Origin of the sequence: Streptosporangium sp. NPDC049376 (assembly GCF_044466505.1) — a bacterium.
Classification (GTDB): Bacteria; Actinomycetota; Actinomycetes; order Streptosporangiales; family Streptosporangiaceae; genus Streptosporangium.
In genome coordinates this window covers 69,426-89,680 of the sequence record NZ_JBITMT010000009.1, presented here as the reverse complement: position 1 = coordinate 89,680, position 20,255 = coordinate 69,426, and the positions used below count along the sequence as shown (strand labels likewise).

The 20,255-nt window shown below is 70.5% G+C and carries 24 protein-coding genes; 8 read left to right on the top strand and 16 right to left on the bottom strand.

Features of this window, described 5'->3' with window-relative positions:
* Positions 1-153 precede the first annotated feature (153 nt).
* Complete coding sequence (locus ACIBVQ_RS23000; RefSeq protein ID WP_399179781.1) at positions 154-1,338, top strand: serine hydrolase domain-containing protein; 1,185 nt, start codon at positions 154-156, stop codon at positions 1,336-1,338.
* Positions 1,339-1,389: 51 nt separating this feature from the next.
* Here ACIBVQ_RS23000 and erm read toward each other — a convergent pair whose 3' ends face one another.
* Positions 1,390-2,103 carry a 23S ribosomal RNA methyltransferase Erm gene (gene erm / locus ACIBVQ_RS22995; protein WP_386188484.1) on the bottom strand — a complete coding sequence of 238 codons (714 nt, stop codon included), beginning with the start codon at positions 2,101-2,103 and terminating at the stop codon, positions 1,390-1,392.
* A 331-nt stretch (positions 2,104-2,434) separates the two neighbouring features.
* Complete coding sequence (locus tag ACIBVQ_RS22990; RefSeq protein ID WP_399179779.1) at positions 2,435-4,078, bottom strand: DUF2207 domain-containing protein; 1,644 nt, start codon at positions 4,076-4,078, stop codon at positions 2,435-2,437.
* 189 nt (positions 4,079-4,267) lie between these two features.
* Here ACIBVQ_RS22990 and ACIBVQ_RS22985 point away from each other — a divergent pair, with 189 nt between their 5' ends.
* Both ACIBVQ_RS22985 and ACIBVQ_RS22980 read left to right on the top strand, forming a co-directional pair.
* Positions 4,268-5,305 carry a neutral zinc metallopeptidase gene (locus tag ACIBVQ_RS22985; RefSeq protein WP_352014654.1) on the top strand — a complete coding sequence of 346 codons (1,038 nt, stop codon included), beginning with the start codon at positions 4,268-4,270 and terminating at the stop codon, positions 5,303-5,305.
* A 197-nt stretch (positions 5,306-5,502) separates the two neighbouring features.
* On the top strand, positions 5,503-6,192 hold the full coding sequence (locus ACIBVQ_RS22980) for an SGNH/GDSL hydrolase family protein (RefSeq protein ID WP_399179777.1): 690 nt from the start codon (positions 5,503-5,505) through the stop codon (positions 6,190-6,192).
* On the opposite strand, the gene ACIBVQ_RS22975 is transcribed toward ACIBVQ_RS22980, so the two are convergent.
* The 13 genes from ACIBVQ_RS22975 to ACIBVQ_RS22915 form a co-directional block, all read right to left on the bottom strand.
* Positions 6,152-7,111 (bottom strand): NAD-dependent epimerase/dehydratase family protein, encoded by a 960-nt coding sequence (locus ACIBVQ_RS22975; protein WP_399179775.1) that lies wholly within the window; start codon positions 7,109-7,111, stop codon positions 6,152-6,154. The genes ACIBVQ_RS22980 and ACIBVQ_RS22975 overlap by 41 nt on opposite strands.
* A 78-nt stretch (positions 7,112-7,189) precedes the next feature.
* A complete protein-coding gene (locus ACIBVQ_RS22970) occupies positions 7,190-7,786 on the bottom strand; it encodes a TetR/AcrR family transcriptional regulator (protein WP_399179773.1) in 597 nt (198 codons plus the stop codon).
* 54 nt (positions 7,787-7,840) lie between these two features.
* The gene (locus tag ACIBVQ_RS22965; RefSeq protein WP_399179771.1) at positions 7,841-7,981 is read right to left on the bottom strand and encodes a hypothetical protein; all 141 of its coding nucleotides are present in this window, start codon (positions 7,979-7,981) and stop codon (positions 7,841-7,843) included.
* Between the two features lie 207 nt (positions 7,982-8,188).
* The gene (locus ACIBVQ_RS22960; protein WP_352014659.1) at positions 8,189-8,725 is read right to left on the bottom strand and encodes an NUDIX hydrolase; all 537 of its coding nucleotides are present in this window, start codon (positions 8,723-8,725) and stop codon (positions 8,189-8,191) included.
* A 142-nt stretch (positions 8,726-8,867) separates the two neighbouring features.
* Positions 8,868-9,425 (bottom strand): GNAT family protein, encoded by a 558-nt coding sequence (locus ACIBVQ_RS22955; protein ID WP_362781205.1) that lies wholly within the window; start codon positions 9,423-9,425, stop codon positions 8,868-8,870.
* 43 nt (positions 9,426-9,468) lie between these two features.
* Positions 9,469-9,801, bottom strand: a complete 333-nt coding sequence (locus ACIBVQ_RS22950) for a DUF2516 family protein (RefSeq protein ID WP_352014661.1) — start codon at positions 9,799-9,801, stop codon at positions 9,469-9,471.
* Between the two features lie 214 nt (positions 9,802-10,015).
* Positions 10,016-10,432, bottom strand: coding sequence for a hypothetical protein (locus ACIBVQ_RS22945; RefSeq protein ID WP_399179768.1), 417 nt, complete (start codon positions 10,430-10,432; stop codon positions 10,016-10,018).
* A 5-nt stretch (positions 10,433-10,437) separates the two neighbouring features.
* Entirely contained in the window at positions 10,438-10,944 is a 507-nt protein-coding gene (locus ACIBVQ_RS22940; RefSeq protein ID WP_352014663.1) for a helix-turn-helix transcriptional regulator, read from the bottom strand.
* A 59-nt stretch (positions 10,945-11,003) separates the two neighbouring features.
* Positions 11,004-11,933, bottom strand: coding sequence for a M56 family metallopeptidase (locus tag ACIBVQ_RS22935; protein WP_352014664.1), 930 nt, complete (start codon positions 11,931-11,933; stop codon positions 11,004-11,006).
* Positions 11,930-12,286: a BlaI/MecI/CopY family transcriptional regulator gene (locus ACIBVQ_RS22930; RefSeq protein WP_184712514.1), complete on the bottom strand. Its 357-nt coding sequence runs from the start codon at positions 12,284-12,286 to the stop codon at positions 11,930-11,932. The genes ACIBVQ_RS22935 and ACIBVQ_RS22930 overlap by 4 nt, the downstream gene beginning before the upstream one ends.
* Positions 12,287-12,347: 61 nt before the next feature.
* Positions 12,348-12,869: a GNAT family N-acetyltransferase gene (locus tag ACIBVQ_RS22925; RefSeq protein WP_399179765.1), complete on the bottom strand. Its 522-nt coding sequence runs from the start codon at positions 12,867-12,869 to the stop codon at positions 12,348-12,350.
* Positions 12,870-12,913: 44 nt separating this feature from the next.
* A complete protein-coding gene (locus ACIBVQ_RS22920) occupies positions 12,914-13,702 on the bottom strand; it encodes a class I SAM-dependent methyltransferase (RefSeq protein ID WP_362781213.1) in 789 nt (262 codons plus the stop codon).
* A 3-nt stretch (positions 13,703-13,705) separates the two neighbouring features.
* Positions 13,706-14,443, bottom strand: a complete 738-nt coding sequence (locus ACIBVQ_RS22915) for an SDR family NAD(P)-dependent oxidoreductase (protein ID WP_399179763.1) — start codon at positions 14,441-14,443, stop codon at positions 13,706-13,708.
* A 116-nt stretch (positions 14,444-14,559) separates the two neighbouring features.
* On the opposite strand from ACIBVQ_RS22915, the gene mshA reads away from it, so the two are divergent.
* From mshA to ACIBVQ_RS22900, 3 genes are all read left to right on the top strand, one after another.
* Positions 14,560-15,843, top strand: a complete 1,284-nt coding sequence (mshA, locus tag ACIBVQ_RS22910; protein ID WP_352014751.1) for a D-inositol-3-phosphate glycosyltransferase — start codon at positions 14,560-14,562, stop codon at positions 15,841-15,843.
* Between the two features lie 9 nt (positions 15,844-15,852).
* On the top strand, positions 15,853-16,332 hold the full coding sequence (locus tag ACIBVQ_RS22905) for a YbjN domain-containing protein (RefSeq protein ID WP_352014668.1): 480 nt from the start codon (positions 15,853-15,855) through the stop codon (positions 16,330-16,332).
* Positions 16,333-16,416: 84 nt separating this feature from the next.
* Positions 16,417-17,160: a phosphoglyceromutase gene (locus ACIBVQ_RS22900; protein ID WP_399179761.1), complete on the top strand. Its 744-nt coding sequence runs from the start codon at positions 16,417-16,419 to the stop codon at positions 17,158-17,160.
* A 91-nt stretch (positions 17,161-17,251) separates the two neighbouring features.
* On the opposite strand, the gene phoU is transcribed toward ACIBVQ_RS22900, so the two are convergent.
* The gene (gene phoU, locus ACIBVQ_RS22895; RefSeq protein ID WP_352014670.1) at positions 17,252-17,923 is read right to left on the bottom strand and encodes a phosphate signaling complex protein PhoU; all 672 of its coding nucleotides are present in this window, start codon (positions 17,921-17,923) and stop codon (positions 17,252-17,254) included.
* A 159-nt stretch (positions 17,924-18,082) separates the two neighbouring features.
* Between phoU and ACIBVQ_RS22890 the strand changes: the two genes are divergently transcribed.
* Both ACIBVQ_RS22890 and ACIBVQ_RS22885 read left to right on the top strand, forming a co-directional pair.
* Positions 18,083-19,261: an ATP-binding protein gene (locus ACIBVQ_RS22890; RefSeq protein ID WP_362915252.1), complete on the top strand. Its 1,179-nt coding sequence runs from the start codon at positions 18,083-18,085 to the stop codon at positions 19,259-19,261.
* On the top strand, positions 19,258-19,947 hold the full coding sequence (locus ACIBVQ_RS22885; protein ID WP_352014671.1) for a response regulator transcription factor: 690 nt from the start codon (positions 19,258-19,260) through the stop codon (positions 19,945-19,947). Before ACIBVQ_RS22890 ends, ACIBVQ_RS22885 begins: the two co-directional genes overlap by 4 nt.
* The last annotated feature ends 308 nt before the right edge of the window (positions 19,948-20,255 follow it).

The following is a 20,255-nucleotide window of genomic DNA, read 5'->3' as shown; positions in this document are numbered from 1 at the left end:
GCCGGAGACAACCAAAGTTGCGCCGTCCGGGGCGGATTCCTCCCCAGGGGGCATCGCGGAGCCGGGCCAATGGCCGATGTCCCGGCGGGCTCCGATTTCTAGGGTTGAAATGTGCGCCGGAATATCCCGGTCTGTCACCTTTTAGGAGGATTTATGCGTCCCTTCGGTGCCCCTGTACGACGTGCGGCGCTGCTGGCCGTGGTCGCGGCCCTGGCCACCACGACTGTGGTCTCCCCTGCCGCCGCGGCGAGCCCTGCGGACGCTCCGGCGCGGGTCTCGACGTACGGCAAGGCCGACCTGCAACGTGACGTGGACGCCCTGCGCGCGATCGGCACCAGCGGCGTCCAAGCGCGCGTGACCACCTCCGACGGCCGTCAGCTGGTCGCGACGAGCGGGGTCGCCGCACTCGGGAGCAGGCGCCCGGTCCCGGCGAACGGCTACGTCAGGATCGCCAGCACCACCAAGTCGTTCGTGGCCACGGTGGCCCTCCAGCTCGTCGCGGAGGGCAAGCTCTCCCTGGACGACACCGTGGAGAGCAGACTGCCCGGCGTGGTCAAGGGCAACGGCAACGACGGCAACAAGATCACGGTCAGGCAGCTCCTGCAGCACACCAGCGGCATCCACGAGGGCTACCCGGCCCACACCTCCGTCGAGGAGTTCCTCAAGCACCGCGACGAGCCGTTCACCAGCGAGCAGATCGTGGCAGAGGCCGTCAAGCACGCGCCGAACTTCGAGCCGGGCAAGAAGTGGATGTACTCCAACACCGGATACGTGCTGATCAGCATGATCATCGAGAAGGTGACCGGGCGTCCCTGGCACGAGGAGGTCGACCGGCGCATCAGCAGGCCGCTGGGGCTCAGCCGTACGCTGTGGTCGGGCCGTTCCCTCGACGTGCCGAACCCGCACGCCAAGGGCTACCTGGTGCTGCCGCCCCGCAAGCCGGTCGACGCCACCCGGCACTTCGACGGGGACGCCGCCGGTGGCCTGCTGTCCACGACCAGGGACGTCAACCGCTTCTTCATGGCGCTGCTCGGCGGCAGGCTGCTGCCCGCCGAGCAGCTCGCGCAGATGCGGAAGACCGTCGTGGCCCCGCTGTGGCAGCAGACCTGGCCGGGGGCCCGCTACGGCCTGGGCCTCAGTTCCCGTCCGCTGTCCTGCGGCGGGGTCTACTGGCATCACGGCGGCGACGACTACGGGTACAAGACGAGGACGGGCGTCAGCGCGGACGGCAGGCGCAGCGTCACGATCTCGCTGACCACGCAGTTCGGCGACGAGCGTTCCGAGCGCCAGGAGAAGGTCGCGGGCGAGGTCGTCGACCGGGTGCTGTGCAGCGAGTAGTCCCTCTCCGGCCGGGACCCCGTCGCAGGGGATCCCGGCCGGACCGGTGTCTCAGAGGCGACCGAGACGGTCGTACAGGACACGCCACCGGTCGGGGTGGACGTGCGCGACGACCGTCCCCTCCGGGACGCCCGCGGCGGCGAAGGCGGCCCCGACCAGGGCGGCCGGGTGCCTCAGCCGCATGGTCGCGTCCAGGGAACCGCCCAGGCCGGTGAAGCCGTAGTCGACGAAGGCCTCGTAACCCGGCAGGTCCGGCGTCTCGGCCCGGCGTTCGATCCGCAGGATCGCCGAGTCGACCGAGGGCACCGGCCGGAACGCCTCCCGGCCGATGTGCCCGAGCATCTCCCAGCGGAACCACGGCCAGGTCCGCACGGTCAGCGCGCTCCAGCGGCCGAAGTCGCCGGTGCGCTTGCGGACGTACTCAAGCTGGGCGACGAGCGTCGCCGAGGTCAGCCCGGGTGCCCCCAGACACCAGTCGACGATCTTCGAGGTGATCGAGTACGGGATGTTCCCGACGACCGCGAACGGCTCACGCGGCGCGCGGGCGGTCAGGAAGTCCCCCCTGACGACCCGGACGCGGGCGTCGTCGCGGGTGCGGACGGTCAGCCTGCCCGCCAGCAGCGGGTCGATCTCGTAGGCGACGACCTGGTCGCAGGTCTCGGCCAGCGCCAGGGTCAGGACGCCCTCGCCCGCCCCCGGCTCGACGACCAGCCCGTGCGCCCCCGCCGCCTCGGCGACGAGCCGTACGGCCTGGCGGTCCACCATGAGGTTCTGCGAGAGGGTGCGCCTGGCCTGGTCGCGGGCTGTCCTGCCGCCCTTGCTCGCGACCTTCTTCTGGGTGTGTGAATGATCTCCGTGTGCGAAAGAACGCGCCACAGTCTTGCCCCTTCGGGTCCGAGATGAAGTGGTCTCGGAAGATCCGGGGCACGCGCGGAGAAGTGAGATTCTCTAGCGGCCCTGGATCGGGCCGCGGCGCATACGGATGTAGTACGAAGGAATACGACACATGTGGCTCACCCTAGGAGAGCCCGGGTGAGCGGCACAAACGGTTTTCCCGCCTCCCCGGAGCAGGGGAGACGGGAAGCGCGCGAGGTGTCTACAGGGAGCGGAACTGCCGGGTCGAGGAGATGGCTCCCGACGTGGTCATGGTGAAGGTCCGCATCGAGTCGGCGAACTTCGACAGGTCCCACTCGGCGGGGCCCTGGTACCAGTACAGGTGGTCGGCCTGCCTGCCGTTGCCGGTGATCGAGGAGACGACACGGGCCCAGCGGTCCACGCTGTCGAAGATCACGGCATAGGGCAGATAACGGGAGAACAGCTCGACCCGCTGGGCGGGAGGGATGTCGCCACCGCCGTCGCCGGAGGCCAGATACTCACGGAAGCCCAGCGTGTGAGCCAGGGCCGCGGCGCCCTTCGCGGTCTTGGCGGGCATGTACTGTCCGCCGACGGCCAGCGCGGCCCCGGCGATGATCACGGCCAGGCCGAGCAGGCCGTACGTGGTGAACCAGGCCAGCGCGACGGTGCCGATGACGCCGGCGACGGTGAGCAGCACGCCGAGGGTCGTCCAGCGGGTCCGCACGGTGTCCGGGCGCCGGGCGAACCAGCCCTGCGCGACCACGTCCCGGTAGAGGGCGTCGCGGACCTTGCTGAGCTTGGAGGTGAAGGAGCCCTTCAGGTGCGAGAGCGGGATCGCGTCGCGGCCGTCGAAGATCGCGTCGTAGAGGGCGCGCTCATAGGACTGCAGCGCCTTGAGGTCGGCGTTGGGCATCCGCACCAGGACCCAGTCGGGTGTGTCGTAGGTCTGCCTGGGCTGCTCGTCGATCCTGAGGTAGCCCCGCACCGCGAGGTCGACGATCGTGGCGGTCACGTCGATCACGTCGGCCTGCTCGTCGATGAGCGTGCCGATCTGGCCGGGCCGTACGCCGTCGGGCGGGGAGAAGTGGCCGTTGCTGACCCCGCTGACCGCGCCCGACTCGTGGCCGACCACCCGGGCGTCACGACCCCGGGTCCAGTACAGCAGGCCGACGCCGCCCAGCAGCAGGACCAGCAGGCCGGCCAGGGCGCCGCCGGTGACCGTGTTCAGGGTGAAGGCGTTGGACAGCTCGAAGCGGCGCTCCAGGATGGGCTCGCCCTTGGTCACGCCGCTCGGGTAGCCGATGACCACCGTGAGGACCTCGTCGACCCCCAGGCCCTGCTGCTCGAACTCGGCCTCGACCCCGGTGTGGTCCGGCGAGGCGGTGGTGCAGCCGATCGCCGAGGTCAGCGCCCCGGCGAAGCAGGACAGGCTCTGCAGCTGCGCGGGGCCGGTCACCTTGGCCTTGGCCAGCTCGACGGGTGCCGACCAGCCGCCCGCGGCGTACCAGCGCAGCTCCTGGACGTCGCCGAGCGGGGTGATGGTCCCCTTGACGTCGTATTCGAACTTGGCGGTTCCCGAGCCCTTCAACGTGATCGTGGAACCGGTCAGGGTGGCGTCGCCCTTGAGGTTGACGACCTGGTAGAGCCGGTCGTTGCCGTCGTCGTAGCGCGTCCGGTCGACCAGCTTCCTCGTCGGCGCGGTGCCGTCGAACGTGACCGTCTCCTTGACGTGCAGTACGCCGTCCTGTCGCAGTTCGATTTCGAGCGCGTCACTCTTGATCTTGCCTGCCGAAGTGGCGGCCTTACCCGGTGACGTGTGCGCCGTACCGGCCGCGAGGGCGGGGGAGGCGCTGAGGGCCAACGCGCAGGTGGCGATCGTGGCCACGCTTCCGACCGCCCGGCACACGTTCGCGGCCGTTCGGTGCAATAGGGATGCCGACATGGCCCGGGAGCCTACCGATAACCACCCACACATGACTGCAGCGACCCTTTCAGGTTTTTCGGACAATCACGTTTATGTGCCGAAATCCGCTAGATTGCCGCCCGGAGATCAGCAGTTCGGAGAGGTGGTCGCATGCGTCCGCGGAGGTCAAGCCCTCTGGCCTTTGGTGTTTTCGGGGTCCTCGCCCTGACCTTCGCGGTGGTCGTCGTGATCGCCGGTCTGGTCAAGGGGAACGAAACAGGGGTTCCGGCCGGGCCGGAGACGGGTCCCGTGGCGACCGGAGGCGGCAGGTCCATGCCGTCCGGCGGCACCGAGGTGGCCCCGCCCGAGGTGAAGCCTCCGTCGCCGATCAAGCTCGGCGACGAGAACGGCGCGGGCGGCACCGCGATCACCCTGGCCTCCGCCCAGTCGGGCACGAGCTTCGACCTGCGTAACATGCGGCGTTCGGACACCACCGCCAGGCTCAAGCGCAACCCCCTATACGGTGCCGGCGTCATGGGATCGGTCGCCTGCCGCGCGCCGCGGCCCTCGACCCAGCCCGCCGCCATGTACAGCTATCTCAACGCCGTCACCGGCTGCCTGGACCGGGCGTGGGCGGGCAAGTTCGCCCAGGCCCGGGCGACCTTCCTGGCCCCGCGCCGGGTCTACTGGAACCGTCCGGGGCGGGGGCCGTGCGGCACCTACCCGTCGTCCGGGGCCGCCGCCTACTACTGCCCGTCCAACCGCGGCATGTACATCGGCCTGACCCACGTCATCAGGCAGAGCGGCGACGTCGACCCGGCGGAGAACCACGTCCCCTACCTGGCCGTTCTCGCCCACGAATACGGTCATCACGTGCAGTCCATGGCGGGCATCGGCGGAGCCTGGTGGTGGGAGGTCGCCAACCGCTCGAAGAGCGCCCAGGACGCGCACTCCCGCCGCGCGGAGCTCCAGGCCCAGTGCCTGTCCGGGATCTTCGTCCGCGCCGTCCGGACTCCCCTGGCCGTCACCGCCGACCGCTGGCAGTCGCTGCTGCGTACGGACTACGGCCGGGGCGACGACCAGAACGGCCTGGGCAAGCGTGACCACGGCAACGGCGACCACTACGCGGGCTGGCTCAACCAGGGCTGGAAGTACTCCAGGCTCGCCTACTGCAACACCTGGAGCGTGCCCGCCTCCTACGTGAGCTGACCGTTAGCCGACGCCGGGGGCTTGGGACGATCTCCGGGTCGTCCCTTCCCACACGGATAGAATGCCGACCTGCTCAAGACGATCTCCCCGGACGGTGATTTCGCCGTGCTCGTCTGGGGGATCGACTCTCATATCGGCAGTCCGAATCTCCCCGGAGTGGCATGCGCGGGCCTGTGCGCCGACGTTCCCGAGCATCCGTGCTCGCAGCTTCTGTGGTGATTTTCTGTCTTATTTCGGGATGTGCCAGCGGGGACGCGGCCGGGCCGATCCCGGTCCTCAACCCACCCACCGCGCAGGAGAACCCGCAGCAGGACAGCCCGGTCAGGGCCCCGGTGGTCATGGTGCTCGGCGACAGCTTCACCGCCGGGTCGGGACCGGTCCCCCGCTGGGAGAGCTACGCGGCGCGGGCCGCCCGTACGCTCGGCTGGCAGCTCGTCACGGCGGGCGCCGCGGGGACGGGCTTCGTCAACCCCGGCCGGGTGCGCAGGACGTTCCAGCAGTCCTTCGACGCGGAACTCTCCTGGCGTCCCGCCCCCGACCTGCTGATCCTCTCCGGCGGGCACAACGACCACACCACCCCCGGCAGGGTGTACGGCGCCGCCAGACGCCTGCTCATGACGGCCAGGACCCGCTGGCCACGGACCAGGGTCGTGGTGATCGGCCCCATCTGGATGGGCCGGGAGCCCCGCTGGGTCCCCGCGGTCAGGGACGCGATCGCGGTCGCCGCCGACGAGGAGGCGACCGTCTTCCTCGACCCGCTCGATCACCCCTGGGGGCGGGGGGCGATCCTGCCCGACGGTGTCCACCCCACCTTCCTGGGGCACAGGAGGCTGGCGAACTGGCTGGTCACGGCACTGCGCGAGCACGGCGCCGAGCCGGACGGCTGAGTTCGGCCAGCGTCGCGGCCACCCCCTCCCGATAGGACGGGTAACGCGGCTCGAAGCCCGTCTCCGTCAGCGCCGAGACGTCGGCGACGACGTCGAGCGTGAGCGTCCGCACGGCGACCCCGCCCGCGAACGCCGCCGTCAGCCACCTGGGCAGCCTGCGGGGCCTGGCCGCGCCGAGCATCCCGGCCGTCTCGTCGAACAGCTCGCCCAGCGTCGTGACCGTGCCGTCGGTCGCCACGAAGCTCCGTCCCGCGACGCCGGGCAGCCCCGCCACGTGCACCAGCGCCCGGGCGGCGTCCTCCACGTGGATGATCGGCAGCCGGTTGCGCCCCGTCCCGGGAACCGGCATCCGGCCCCTGGCCAGGCCGGGCACGATCATGTCGCCGAACCCCTTGCCGGGGCCGTACACCATGTTCCCCAGGCAGACGTGTACGGCGGGCGTTCCCGACGCCTCGACCATCCGCCGCACCGGCAGCCCCACGTGGGCGAACCCCACCGGGACGGAGCGCGGAGGCGACAGGTGCGAGACCGTACGGCCGGGCCCGGGGGCGAGGTCGTCCATCCCGCTGACCGAGACCAGCAGGGGCCGTTCCCCGGCGGGCAGGGAGAGCAGGGTCCGCAGCACCCCCTCGGTGGTCTCCCTGCGGACGGCGGCGATCCGGTCGATGGCCCGCCTCGTCAGCCGCCCCGGCAGGCTCGGCTGGATGAGGTCGAGGACGGCGTGCGCCCCCCTGGCGGTCTCGGCCCAGGTGGCGGGGTCACCGACGGAGAAGTGGCAGGGTGTGCCGCCCGCCCGCCGTACGCGCTGGGCGGCCTCGTCGTTCCTGACCAGGCCGACGACCTCCCAGCCCGCGACGACGGCCTCGCGGACCGCGGTGCGCCCGATGAAGCCTCCGGCGCCGAGAACGAGCAGTTTCATGATCCCTCCAGGGGTGATGCGGTTAGCATTTGCTAACTCAATGGGTGTGAAAAAGGCCCCGGGAGCCGGGGCCGGGTTCTACGGGGTGATCATGCGGGTGACCAGGGGACGCAGGGCGGCCGGCGCCGCTCCCCTGGGCAGTTCGTCGAAGTGACGCATCCTGGCGTACTGCGCCACGGTGCCGGAGAGCGCGGCCACCAGCAGATCGACCGGGATCTCCGCGGTGACCTCGCCCGAGGCGACCCCGTCGCCGATCAGCCCGCGCAGCAGACCGAGCAGGGACGGCCCGCGCTCCTCGGCGGAGAGCCTGGGCAGGTAGAGCCGGAGGTTGTCCTGTGTGAAGAGCAGGACCTCGGGCTCCTCGTCGAGGAGTTCGCCGAAGGCCCGCATCAGCGCGTCGAGCCGCTCACCGAACGGCCGCCCCGGCGCGGTGGCCGACGCGGCCCGCTCACCGAGCCGGGTGTAGCACCTGGCGAACAGGTGCAGTGCGAGTTCCTCCTTCGAGGCGAAGAACTTGAACAGCGCGGGATTGCTGTAACCGCTGGCCGCGGCGATGTCGCGCACGGTCGTGCCGTCCACGCCCCGCTCGACGAACAACCGCAACGCCTCGACCAGCATCCGCCGCTTCGACGGCGGATCCCGGTCGTCCACCAGGAACCCCTCGACCCCTGTCACACCACGAAGTTAGCAACTGCTAACCACCTGCCGCCAGGGCCGAAGGTCCCGGACTCATCGGTACGGCAGGGCGGAGGCGGCCGCGGGAGCCGGGGAGGCCGTGGAGGCGGCGGCGCGCGCGGGCGTCGCGGGAAGGGTGACCAGCACCAGGAAGACCGGCAGGAGCGTGGCGAGCCTCGCGCGTCGTGTTCTCATGACCTACCTCGATGGGGGAGTCGCCGACGGCCCCGGGGCCGCCGGAAGGCCGGGTCGCCTTGCGGAGGTGGTGCCAGGGCGCGGACGGAACACGCCAGGGGCCATGAGAGGCGACAGAAGGCTTCACGAACCCCGATAACGGTCAGAATAGGATCCATCACCCTCCGATGGAAGATGGGAGATCCAATCTCGCCTGGTTTGTGACCCTCAGCCCTGGTTGAGCAGCAGCAGGCTGTAGGCGGCGAGGCTGCAACTCTCCACGATCACTCCCTCACGGATCATGCTCTCCACCTCCCGTCGGGGGAACCACCGCTGCCGCAGGTCCTGCTCCTCGACCTCCCGCTCGGCCTGCCCCTGCCGCAACCCGGTCGCCACGAACACGTCGTAGCCCTGGACGGTCATCCCGGGCGCGCAGTGCAGATGCCCGAGGTGGCGCATGGAGGCCGCCGTCAGGCCCGTCTCCTGGCGCAGCTCCTCCCGGGCGAGGTGCTCGGGGTCGGCGGTCGCCAGGTCGGGCATCGTGCCCTGCGGGAACTCCCACGACCTCCGCCCGATCGGATAGCGGTACTGCTCCACCAGGTGGAAGCCGTCGTTCTCCATCGGGATGACCAGTGCGAAGTCCGGCTTGTCGACGTAGGAGTACACCCCCAGAGACCCGTCGGCACGCCGGATCTCGTCATGACGCAACCGCATGTAACGCGTCTCGTGCACCACGGTGCTGGAAAGCCGCTCGATGTCACCCAACCCAAACCTCCAGAACAGCCCACGACGTCTCCCTGATTCTCACCCGATCCGTGTGGGTCTGGAGGAAGTGACCTCCCTGGGTGCCCGGCCGATGCCCCCCGCATCAGACCGGGCACCCTCACCCCCTACCCGCCTGGCCGGGTCACATCCCGGTGGCGGGCCGGTCGGGGGCCAGGACGGACATCACGACGGCGTCGTGCCAGCGGCCGTCCCACAGGAGGGCGTCACGGCGCACGCCCTCCTCGACGAAGCCGACCTTGCGGTAGACGTGGGCGGCGCGATCGTTGAAGGCGAAGACCTCAAGCTCGATCCGGTGCAGGTCGGTGGTGGCGAAGGCATGGTCGAGCACCAGCCGGATCGCCTCGGTGCCGTAGCCCCTGCCGTACACCCGGGGGCCGGACAGGGCGATGCGCAGATTGCACGAGAGGTTGTGCGTGTCCAGGTCGTTGAGCACGACCTCGCCCACGTAGGCGTCGTCGTCCACGGCGCAGATCGCCAGGTCGAGACGGTCGTCCTGGTCCGCGCGCGTGCGGCACCACAGGTCGATCGCCGCGCGGTCCATGACGCCGTGCGAACCGGTGAGGCGGGTGGTCTCCGGATCGTTGACCAGCCCCCAGAGGCCGTCGGCGTGCTCGGGGCCGACCGGCCTGAGGGTCACGCGGCTGCCGTACAGGGTGGGTTTCCTTGCGAACAACGTCACCCGAGGTTGTCTACCCGGTCCGTACGACCGGGGGCAACAGGTTTCACCAGGGGCCGTAGGGGCCCTGGTTGCCGCCCTTGCCGATCTCGCTCACCGCGGGCTTCACGTCGGCCAGGTAGATCCCGGAGGCGACGACCGACGCGATGGCGAAGATGTTGAGCTGCCCGAGGCCGATCCCGAAGTAACCGACGGCGGAGGCGAAGGAGAACAGCGCCGCCAGCCCCAGGACGATCAGCCAGAACCTCTTGGACTGCTTGCCGGTCACGGCGAACGCGCGGACGGGGGTGCGCGTCGCGTGGAACAGCGCCCAGGCGGACATGCCGAAGGCGATGATGCTGAGAACCCAGAAGATGAGGTCCAGCCCTACGGAAATCATCGTCGTCACTCCACCGTGCTCGCCCTGCTGACAGCAACCACCCTAATGCCGGAAGTCTTCCCGCGGCGGGCCTCCTTCCGGGCGAACCGGCCGGGGCCTTTTCGTACGGCCCCGCACCCGCAGGCCCGCACCGAGAGACCCCGCACCCGGAACCGAGGGGCCGCCCCGGTGCACCGGGGCGGCCCCTCGTGGGGTTCCAGGGAAGACCCCGAGGTCAGGACTTCGCCGACGAGCCGTTCCTGCTCTTCCTGGCGGGCTTGGCGGCCGTGGAGACCTGCTCAAGCTCGCGGGAGGTCTCGCCGCTCGCCTTGGAGACGACCTTGCGGCCCCGGGAGGCGAACTCCTCGTACAGCCTGGCGGCCCTGTCGCTGACCTGGTCGGCATAGCCGCGGGCCCGGCCGGGGAACTCCCTGGCGTAGACCTCGGCCCTGTCGGCCAGCTCCCTCGCCTTCTCCGGCAGGTCCTTGGCGGCCTCCCTGGCGGCCTCGCGGATGTCCTCCTGGCGGCCCTGGATGCGCTGCAGGTGCTCGGGCAGTTCGCGGAGCTTCTCGACCGCGTAGTCGCCCGCGCCCGCGACGGCGTAGAACGGCTTGGTCTCGGCCAGTTTCTTCACTTCGGTGGCAAGAGTCATGGATGTTAACCTTCCTTGGATTCCGGTGTGACGTTCTGGCTGTCCACGGGGGCCGCGTAGGGCTTCAACGCGGCGAGATACCCCTCGGGCAGCGGATGCGCGTCGCCCCCTTGGGGCTCCGGTGCGGAAGGCGCGTTCTGGGAGGTCTGCGCTTCCTCATCCGGGGCCCCGACCCGGTTCTCCCGGCGGAACGACTCGTAGATGTCGATCAGCACCTGGCGCTGACGTTCGGTGATGAGATGGTCTGCCCTGATCGCGGCAAGCACGTCGCTGTCCGGCTCGCGCTCCTCGATGAGACCGGCCTGGACGTACAGGGCCTGCGAGGAGATGTGCAGTCCCTTGGCGATCTGGTTGAGGATCTCCGCACTCGGTTTGCGCAGTCCTCGCTCGATCTGGCTGAGATAGGGGTTGGAGACCCCCGCCGCCGCCGCGAGCTGGCGCAGCGAGATCTTCGCGTGGGTGCGCTGCTCCCGGATGTACTCGCCGATCGAGCCGACCTTCGGTAGTGCCATGCCGGCAGTCTACCCCCGATGCTTGCAATTGCAAACGCGATGGCTAACAGTTGCAAGCGTCAGTGGGGGATCAGCCAGAGCAACGGAGCCGAGGCCGTCAGGGTGACGGAGAAGGCGACGATGGCGTAACGGATCTGCCTGGGAAGGTCGGGGCCGGGGCTGACCAGGCGTTCGACCCGGGCCATCACCGCGGATCCCGCCGTCTCCGAGACGCCGAGGGCGCCCTGCGGGGTCGGGGCGGCGCCCGCCGTACCGAAACGGAGCAGGGCGGTGGCCAGGCGGCGTGGCGAGCAGTAGCGGCGGGCGACGTCGTCGGCGGCCATCTCGACCAGCAGGCCGACCTCGCTCTGCACCCTGCCGACGACCCGTGACCAGGGCAGCGCCCTGTGCAGCGCGGCGAACGGCAGCAGCACCAGGTCGTGGCGCTCGCGGACGTGCGCGGCCTCGTGGGCGAGCACCGCGGTCAGCTCGGCGGGGGACAGCAGCCTGAGTGTCCCCTCGCTGACCACGACCTCGGAGCGCAGTCCGGGGACGCAGTAGGCGGCCGGGCCCGGGTGGTCGACGACCCTGACCCCGGGGACCTCGGGGTCCTCACGGGCGACCAGGGCCAGCAGCGTGCGGTGCCTGCGCCGGGCGCGGAGCGTCTGCGCGCCCGCGGTGAGCAGCACGACGACCAGGATGGTCAGCGCGGTCAGACCGGCGATGAGGGCGAGGATTCTCGGCAGCGTGAAGGACTCGGCGGGGCCGTAGCCCCCGTTCGTCGCCGAGACGACGAAGGCGCCCAGCCCCTGGAGCACGCCCTGCCCGTAGGGTTCGAGGGCGTAGGAGAGAAGCGCTCCCGTCCCGGCCAGACCCCAGGTGACCCCGAGTGCCTGCCACAGGACGATGGCCACGTGCGGGGCGCGGTAGGTCCACCGTGCCCGCGTGAACCGCCAGGCTCCGACCGCGCAGACCAGGGCGAGGGTCGCCAGGGCTGCCGCGGTGATCACTCGTCCTCCAGCTCCGTCAATGCTTTGAGCAGGATCTCGGCCTCGCTGCCCGAGACGGCCTGGGCGAACCGGGTGAGGGCGGCGGACCGGTCTCCGGTCAGGTCCAACGCCTCAAGCATAAGCTCAGCGACGTACGCGTCACGGCTCTCGGCCGGTTCGTAGCGCCAGGCCCGCCCGTCCCGGGTCCGCTGCAGGAACCCTTTGCGGGTCAGCCGGTCGAGCACGGTCATCACCGTGGTCGGCGCGAGGTCGCGATCGGCGATCAGACGCCCTACCTCCCGCGCCGTCACGGGGGATGACTGCGCCCAGATGATGTCCATGATGCTGCGTTCAAGCTCGCCCAGACCCTTCACACAACCAAGCCTAACTCCCGCACCACGAGGGGTAGTACTACGGGTTGTCGAGTGATTTCCGTCACAGCTGAAGAACCATGTAGATCTCGTCGCGGTCGTCCCCGTCGGACAGCCGGATGGCGCCGGGGACCCGGCCGACCTCCGTGTAGCCGAACCGCGCGTAGAAGGACTCGGTCCCGGTGCCGCCGCGCACCGTCAGGTGCAGCGCCTCGGCCTCCAGACCACGGGCCGCCTCCTCGGCCGCGCGCATGAGCAGCGCGCCGTACCCGCGGCCCTGGTGCTTGGGGTGGACCATCACGCGCAGCACCCAGCGCCAGTGCGCGCGCAGCCGGGATCCGGCGTCGGCCAGGACCAGCCAGCACGCCACCCGCCCGTCCTCGTCGAAACCGGCGAGAAGATGGTCGGGGCCGTTCGCGCCGCAGCGGGCGAAGGTCGGCAGGGCCAGCTCGCGGACCTCGGCGGCGGTGACCGGCGGCACGAAGCCGACCGCTCCGCCCGCGTTGCTCACCTCGGTCCAGCACTCGATCAGTTCGTCGACGAGCTCCCCGGTCAGTTCGGGATCTGTCACGAAACGAGGGGACATGCCGACGACCCTAACCGCCGCTTCGGGGCCCCGGGCGCGCGGGGTCAGCGGTCCAGGGCGGACCAGGGGAGAGTGAGTTCGCCGAGCCGCCAGCGGGCCCGGCCGCCCAGCGGAGGGCGCGTCGCGACCGGCCAGGTCCGCGCCAGCGTCCGTGCCGTGGCGATCCACCGCTGGCGGAAGCCGTAGGCCCCCAGGGGGGCGTTGACCGCCCAGGCGTGGTCGAAATCACGCAGGAAGGCGTGGATCGGCTCTCCGGGGACGTTGCGGTGGATCAGCGTCTTGGGCAGCCGCTCGGCCAGGTCGGAGGGGCGTTCGAACCCGCCGAACCGGGCCGAGAAGGTCAGCGTCCTGGGGCCCGTGGCGTCGAGCCCGGCCCACACGGCCCGGTGGCCGACCTCCGAGCAGGTGCCCTCGACGATCACCCCGTCGGGGGCGATCCGCCGGCGGAGCATCGCCCAGTACTCCCACGCCTCGGCCTCGCCGTACTGTCTGAGCACGTTGAAGGCCCTGACCAGGGTCGGCGGCCTGCCCACAGGCAGCTCGAAGCCGCCGAGCACGAAGGACAACCCCTCCCGCCCGTACGGCCTGGCCGCCGCGACCCTGGCCGGGTCGATCTCGACGCCGACGACCTCGACCGAGGGACAGACCCTCCGCAGCCGCGAGAACAGTTCGAGGGTCGTGGTGTGCGAGGCGCCGTAGCCCAGGTCGACCACCAGGGGACGTTCCACCGAGCGCAGCAGGCGGCCGTGCACGGCGACCACCCAGCGGTCGGCCCGCCTGAGCCGGTTGTGGCCCGTCGTGCCCCTGGTGATCTCCCCGATCGGCTTCGGCACGGCTCAGACGCGGTGGATCTTGTGCTGGGCGGCCTGCGCGCGGGGACGGATGACCAGGCGGTCCACGTTCACGTGCGCGGGCCTGGTCACGCACCAGGCGATGGCGTCGGCCACGTCGTCGGCCGTCAGCGGGTCGGGAACGCCCTGGTAGACGCGGTCCGCCGCGGCGGAGTCACCGCGGAAGCGGTTGAGGGAGAACTCCTCGGTGTGCACCATGCCGGGGGCGACCTCGACGACCCTGACCGGTTCGCCGCACAGTTCGAGCCTGAGCACCTCGGTCATCGCGGTCTGCGCGTGCTTGGCCGCGTTGTAGCCGCCACCGCCCTCGTAGGAGACCAGCCCGGCGACCGAGGTCAACATGACCAGCACGCCGTCGCCAGAGGCGACCAGCCGGGGCAGCAGGGCCTTGGTGAGCCGCAGCGAGCCGAGCACGTTCGTGTCGTACATCCGCTGCCAGTCGGCCACGCCGCCGTTCGCCACGGTCTCAAGGCCGATCGCCCCGCCCGCGTTGTTGACCAGCACGTCACAGCGCTCCAACGAGGCCGCCAGGGCGTCTACCGACTCCTGGGAGGTGACGTCGAGGGTCACGGCGCGGACGCCGGGCACCTCGGCGGCCAGTTTGTCGAGCCGGTCCCGGCGCCGCGCCGCGGCCACCACGTCGAATCCCTCGGCGGCCAGCCGGCGGGCGGTCGCCTCGCCGATCCCGCTGCTGGCGCCCGTAACCACTGCTGTCCTGTCCATGACCCCCCATCCTGCCAGGACACCGGGCCACGACGGCACCGCCTCCCAAGCCCCCGGGGGGCGGGAATGACGCGAACTATTGGGTGGTTATATCCCTCTCGGAGGTGGTGCCGGTGATGCGGCGGGGTAGACGACGGGTCAGCCGGGTCGCGACGATCAGCATGCACACGTCCCCGCTTGACCAGCCGGGGACCGGGGACGCGGGCGGCATGAACGTCTACGTCGTCGAAGTGGCCAAACGCCTGGCGGGACTGGGCGTCGAAGTGGAGATCTTCACCAGGCAGACCGCGCGTGACCTGCCTCCGGTCGCCGAGATCGTCCCGGGGGTATCGGTCCGTCACATCACGGCGGGGCCGTACGAGGAACTGGACAAGGGCGACCTGCCCGGCCAGCTCTGCGGCTTCCTGTCCGGCGTGCTGCGCACCGAGGCGATGTACGAGCCGGGCCGCTACGACGTCATCCACTCCCACTACTGGCTGTCCGGGCAGGTGGGCTGGCTGGCCAAGGAGCGCTGGGGCGTCCCCCTGGTGCACACCATGCACACCATGGCCAAGGTGAAGAACCTCCTGCTCGCCGACGACGACAACCCGGAACCCCAGATCCGGGTCGCCGGTGAGCAGCAGGTCGTGGACATCGCCGACCGCCTGGTCGCCAACACCCCCACCGAGGCCAGGGAACTGGTCGAGCTGTACGGCGCCGCCCCCGGCCGCGTCGAGGTCGTCAGCCCCGGGGTGAACCTCACCGTCTTCCAGCCCGCCTCCCAGAGCGCGGCCAGGCACCGCCTCGGGCTGCCGGACGACGCGCACGTGCTGCTCTTCGTCGGCAGGGTGCAGCCGCTCAAGGCCCCCGACGTGCTGCTGCGCGCCGCCGCCCTGATGCTCGCCGAGGACCCGGCTCTCAGGTCGCGGCTGGTCGTCGCCTGCGTCGGCGGCCCCAGCGGCAACGGGCTCGCCCGGCCGTCCTACCTGACCGAGGTGGCCGCCTCGCTGGGCATCTCCGACGTGGTCAGGATCGTGCCGCCCGCTCCGCAGCACGAACTGGCCGACTGGTACCGCGCCGCCGACGTGACCGTGGTCCCCTCGCACAGCGAGTCCTTCGGGCTCGTCGCCCTGGAGTCCCAGGCGTGCGGGACACCGGTCGCCGCCGCCTCGGTCGGCGGGTTGCGCACCGCCGTACGGGACGGGGTCTCCGGGGTGCTCGTCGAGGGGCACGACCCGCACGACTGGGCCAGGGTGCTCAGCCGGTTCGTGCACCAGCCCGCCTGGCGCGACGCCCTGGCCGCGGGGGCGGTGACCCAGGCGGCCTCCTTCGGCTGGTCGGCGACCGCCTCAAGGCTCGCCGACGTCTACGCGCGGGCCATGACGCACCTGAGCGAGGTGCCGGTCGCGGCGGGCTCGTAGGGTGGGCGCATGCGTGAGGTGATCGAGGCGGCGCTGCGGGCCGCCGAGGCGTCCTTCGAGGAGCCCAGGCCGGGCGCCTTCCTGGTACGGCTCCCCGGCCAGCACAAACTCGCGACCATGACCTGGCTCATCGTCGGCGACCACGTCCTGCACGTGGAGGCGTTCTTCTGCCGTCAGCCCGACGAGAACCACGCCGAGTTCTACCGCTGGCTGCTGACCAAGAACGGCTCGACGTACGGCGTGCACTTCGCCCTGGACCCGGTCGGCGACGTCTACCTCGTCGGCCGCGTCCCGCTGGCCGCGGTCTCCGACGAGGAGATCGACCGGGTGCTCGGCTGCGTGCTCACCTACGCCGACGAGGGCTTCGACCGGGCGCTCGAACTCGGCTTCGCCTCCTCCATCCGCAGGGAGTGGGAGTGGCGGGCCAAACGCGGCGAGTCGCTCGCCAACCTCCAGGCCTTCGCCAGGTTCGCCGACCCCGCCCGCTGACCCGCCGCGCCGGGGCCGTGCCGGGTGTCTCGCCTGTTGAGCGTCCCCGGGGAGGTGCCGAGGGGCCCCACTAAGCTTGGCCGCATGGCGACATTGGTGCTGCTTCGGCATGGTGAGAGTGAGTGGAACGCTAAGGGCCTGTTCACCGGATGGGTGGACGCCGGGCTCTCCGCCAAGGGCGAGGAGGAGGCACGGCGCGGCGGGCGGCTGCTGAACGACGCGGGAGTGCGGCCGGACGTGGTCCACACCTCGGTGCTGACCCGCGCGATCCAGACGGCCAACTTCGCGCTCGGCGCCGCCGACCTGCTGTGGCTGCCGGTCGTCAGGTCCTGGCGGCTCAACGAGCGTCACTACGGCGCGCTGCAGGGCAAGGACAAGGCGCAGACCCGCGCCGAGTTCGGCGACGAGCAGTTCATGCTCTGGCGCCGCTCCTACGACACCCCGCCGCCCCCGATCGCCGACGACGACGAGTTCTCCCAGGCGGGCGACGCCCGGTACGCGCTGCTTCCCGGTGAACTGCTGCCGAAGACCGAGTGCCTCAAGGACGTCGTCGAGCGCATGCTGCCGTACTGGTACGACGCGATCGTGCCCGACCTGGCCTCGGGAAGGACCGTCCTCGTCGTGGCGCACGGCAACTCGCTCAGGGCGCTGGTCAAGCACCTGGACAAGATCGGCGACGACGAGATCGCGGGACTCAACATCCCCACCGGCATCCCGCTCGTCTACGACCTGGACGAGAACTTCACCCCGGTGACCAGGGGAGGCCGCTACCTCGACCCCGAGGCCGCGAAGGCGGCGATCGAGGCCGTGGCCAACCAGGGCAGGTAACCCCCGGACAACCTCGGACACGTCGAAGGGGCCCGCCGGTCGGCGGGCCCCTTTCGCGTTGCCTGCGGCCTTGGACGGGCCTGAACGGGGTCTAGGCGAGGTCTGCGAGGTCGGCGGCGTCGGGCGAGCGGGTGCCGGTCACCAGGTACACCACGTCGCGGGCGACGCGCACCGCGTGGTCGGCGTAACGCTCGTAGTAACGCCCGATCAACGTCACGTCGATGGCGGGCTCGACGCCGTGCTTCCAGTCGGGGGCCATCAGGACCTTGAACAGCCTGCGGTGCAGTTTGTCCATCGCGTCGTCGTCGTCCTCAAGCTCAAGGGCGGCGTCCACATCGCGGGAGGCGATGCAACTGCCGGCCTTGGTGACCAGGCGCTCGGCGATCTGGCCCATCTCAACGATCGTGGCGCGAACCTCCGCCGGGATCGCCGACTCGGGGTGCCGCAGCCGCGCCACCTTGGCCACGTGCTCGGCCAGGTCGCCCATCCGTTCGAGGTCGGTACCCATACGCAGCGCCGCGATGACCACCCGCAGGTCGACGGCCACCGGTTGCTGGGTGGCCATCAGGCCGAAGATCGAAGCCTCGATCTCGGAGAAGATCCGGTCGACCTCCTCGTCTTGGGAGATCACGCTCTCGGCGAGTTGAAGATCGGAGTCCAGGAGTGCGGTGGTGGCCCGGGAGATCGCCGACCTCACGAGTCGGGTCATCTCCACCAGCCGGCCCGTGAGGGCGTCGAGCTCATCATGGTAGGCGTCGCGCATGGCCCTCACCGTATGTGTGTAACAGTGAACGAACCTCGACCGTAAAGTGAACTTTGCGGGAAAGGCCTTGGTCATGCCCCCATGAGCTGCCCCAATGGGGAAAGCCCCGCCTACCATCAAGGACGTTGAAGCGGACAGGAGGAGCATGTGAGTGAACTGATGGCGAGTCTGGCCGCCCTGGCCGGGTTCGTCGTGGGGGCGCTGGCCGTGATGGTCGTCCGTCAGAACGTGGGACGGGGAGCTCCCACGGCGTCGGACTCACCCGAGCCCGCCACGCTGCCGCAGGGCGTCGCCTCGGTGCTGGCTGTCCTGCCGTCGTCGGCGGTCGTGCTCGACAAGGAGGACCGGGTGCTGCGGGCCAGTTCCGCCGCGCGGGCGTTCGGCCTGGTGAGGGGCGAGAACCTGATGGCGGCCGAACTGCTCGCGCTGGCCAGGCAGGTGCGCAGGGACGGCGAGATCCGCGAGAGCGAGATCGAGGTCGCCGGCCACAAGTTCGGCCAGGACTCGACGAGCTTCGCCGTACGGGTGGCCCCGCTCGGGTCGCACGGGCAGGTGCTGGTGCTGGCCGAGGACCAGACCGAGCACCGCAGGGTCGAGGCCGTACGGCGTGACTTCGTCGCCAACGTCAGCCACGAGCTCAAGACGCCGGTCGGCGCGCTCTCGCTGCTCGCGGAGACCATCCAGGACGCCGCGGACGACCCCGAGGCCGTCACCCGGTTCGCCGGGCGCATGCAGCACGAGGCCGCCCGGCTCACCTACCTCGTTCAGGACCTCATCACCCTGTCCCGCATCCAGGGGGCCGAACCCATCCCCACCCCGGGCCCCGTCCCCGTGGACGAGGTCGTGCACGAGGCCATCGACCGCTGCAACACCACGGCCGCGGCCAAGGACATCACCCTCGTCGCGGGAGGCGCGGAGGGGCTGCGCATATGGGGCGACGACGACCTCCTCGTCACCGCGCTGCGCAACCTCATCGACAACGCCGTCGCCTACAGCCCCGAGCACACCCGCGTCGTGGTCAGCGCGCGGACCGCCGGGCCGCACAGCGACTCGATCGAGATAAGCGTCAGCGACCAGGGCATCGGCATCCCGGAGAGCGCCCAGGAGCGGATCTTCGAGCGGTTCTTCCGCGTGGACGCCGCCCGGTCACGCGCGACCGGAGGCACGGGCCTGGGCCTGGCCATCGTCAAACACGTCGCCGCCGCCCACAACGGCACGGTGACGGTGTGGAGCAAGGAAGGGTCGGGCTCCACCTTCACACTTCGCCTGCCCGCCTTCGGCGGCGCGGCGGCTGCCGTACCCGGTAACACCACCATCCCCTTGGAGGCCGCGCAGTGACTCGCGTGCTTGTTGTCGAGGACGAGGAGTCCTTCTCGGACGCCCTGTCGTACATGCTGCGCAAGGAGGGCTTCGAGGTCGCGGTCGCGGCCACGGGCCCCGAGGCGCTGGACACCTTCGACCGCAACGGCGCGGACCTGGTGCTGCTCGACCTGATGCTGCCGGGACTGCCCGGCACGGAGGTCTGCCGTTCCCTCCGTCAGCGTTCCAACGTCCCGGTGATCATGCTCACCGCCAAGGACAGTGAGATCGACAAGGTCGTCGGGCTGGAACTCGGCGCCGACGACTACGTGACCAAGCCGTTCTCCTCAAGGGAACTGGTCGCCCGCATCCGCGCGGTACTGCGCCGCCAGGGCGACGTCGAGGAGCTCGAATCGGCCGTCCTGTCGGCCGGTCCCGTCAGGATGGACGTGGACCGCCACATCGTCGCCGTCCGCGGCGACCAGGTGCAGCTCCCGCTGAAGGAGTTCGAGCTGCTGGAGGTCCTGCTGCGCAACGCGGGCCGGGTGCTCACCAGAGGCCAGCTCATCGACCGCGTCTGGGGCGCCGACTACGTCGGTGACACCAAGACCCTGGACGTACACGTGAAGCGCCTGCGCGCCAAGGTGGAGGCCGACCCCTCCAACCCCCGCTGCATCCTCACCGTACGGGGCCTCGGCTACAAGTTCGACCCCGCCGAGGATTAACCAAAAATCCGGAAAGGGGCACAACCCAAACGGGTTGTGCCCCTTTCCGGATTTATCGTTATATTCCCAGGCCTCGAACGCTGAGCGTTTTCCACCCCGTGCTTTACCGGCGCCAAACAGAAGAGTTTCGCTCTTGTGCTTTACCGGCCCTCAGCGTGAGGAGTTTCAGCTTGGGCGCCGACGGCGCCCAAGCCCGCGACGCCGAAGGCGGAGCAGGGAAACCCGGTTCGGGCGCGCCGACGCTTGGACTGAGGAACGCAGGAGCGCAGCGACGAGGGAAAGCACCGACGCGCCCAAGCCCGCGACGC

Bases quoted from the DNA above. Each gene is read 5' to 3' on its own strand.
- ACIBVQ_RS22915 (WP_399179763.1), bottom strand. From the start codon at position 14,443: ATGGACAGGACAGCAGTGGTTACGGGCGCCAGCAGCGGGATCGGCGAG.
- ACIBVQ_RS22985 (WP_352014654.1), top strand. From the start codon at position 4,268: ATGCGTCCGCGGAGGTCAAGCCCTCTGGCCTTTGGTGTTTTCGGGGTC.
- ACIBVQ_RS22900 (WP_399179761.1), top strand. From the start codon at position 16,417: ATGGCGACATTGGTGCTGCTTCGGCATGGTGAGAGTGAGTGGAACGCT.
- ACIBVQ_RS22965 (WP_399179771.1), bottom strand. From the start codon at position 7,981: ATGAGAACACGACGCGCGAGGCTCGCCACGCTCCTGCCGGTCTTCCTG.
- phoU (WP_352014670.1), bottom strand. From the start codon at position 17,923: ATGCGCGACGCCTACCATGATGAGCTCGACGCCCTCACGGGCCGGCTG.
- ACIBVQ_RS22925 (WP_399179765.1), bottom strand. From the start codon at position 12,869: ATGTCCCCTCGTTTCGTGACAGATCCCGAACTGACCGGGGAGCTCGTC.
- mshA (WP_352014751.1), top strand. From the start codon at position 14,560: ATGCGGCGGGGTAGACGACGGGTCAGCCGGGTCGCGACGATCAGCATG.
- ACIBVQ_RS22940 (WP_352014663.1), bottom strand. From the start codon at position 10,944: ATGGCACTACCGAAGGTCGGCTCGATCGGCGAGTACATCCGGGAGCAG.
- ACIBVQ_RS22945 (WP_399179768.1), bottom strand. From the start codon at position 10,432: ATGACTCTTGCCACCGAAGTGAAGAAACTGGCCGAGACCAAGCCGTTC.
- ACIBVQ_RS22950 (WP_352014661.1), bottom strand. From the start codon at position 9,801: ATGATTTCCGTAGGGCTGGACCTCATCTTCTGGGTTCTCAGCATCATC.
- ACIBVQ_RS23000 (WP_399179781.1), top strand. From the start codon at position 154: ATGCGTCCCTTCGGTGCCCCTGTACGACGTGCGGCGCTGCTGGCCGTG.
- erm (WP_386188484.1), bottom strand. From the start codon at position 2,103: ATGGTGGACCGCCAGGCCGTACGGCTCGTCGCCGAGGCGGCGGGGGCG.
- ACIBVQ_RS22975 (WP_399179775.1), bottom strand. From the start codon at position 7,111: ATGAAACTGCTCGTTCTCGGCGCCGGAGGCTTCATCGGGCGCACCGCG.
- ACIBVQ_RS22890 (WP_362915252.1), top strand. From the start codon at position 18,083: ATGGCGAGTCTGGCCGCCCTGGCCGGGTTCGTCGTGGGGGCGCTGGCC.
- ACIBVQ_RS22905 (WP_352014668.1), top strand. From the start codon at position 15,853: ATGCGTGAGGTGATCGAGGCGGCGCTGCGGGCCGCCGAGGCGTCCTTC.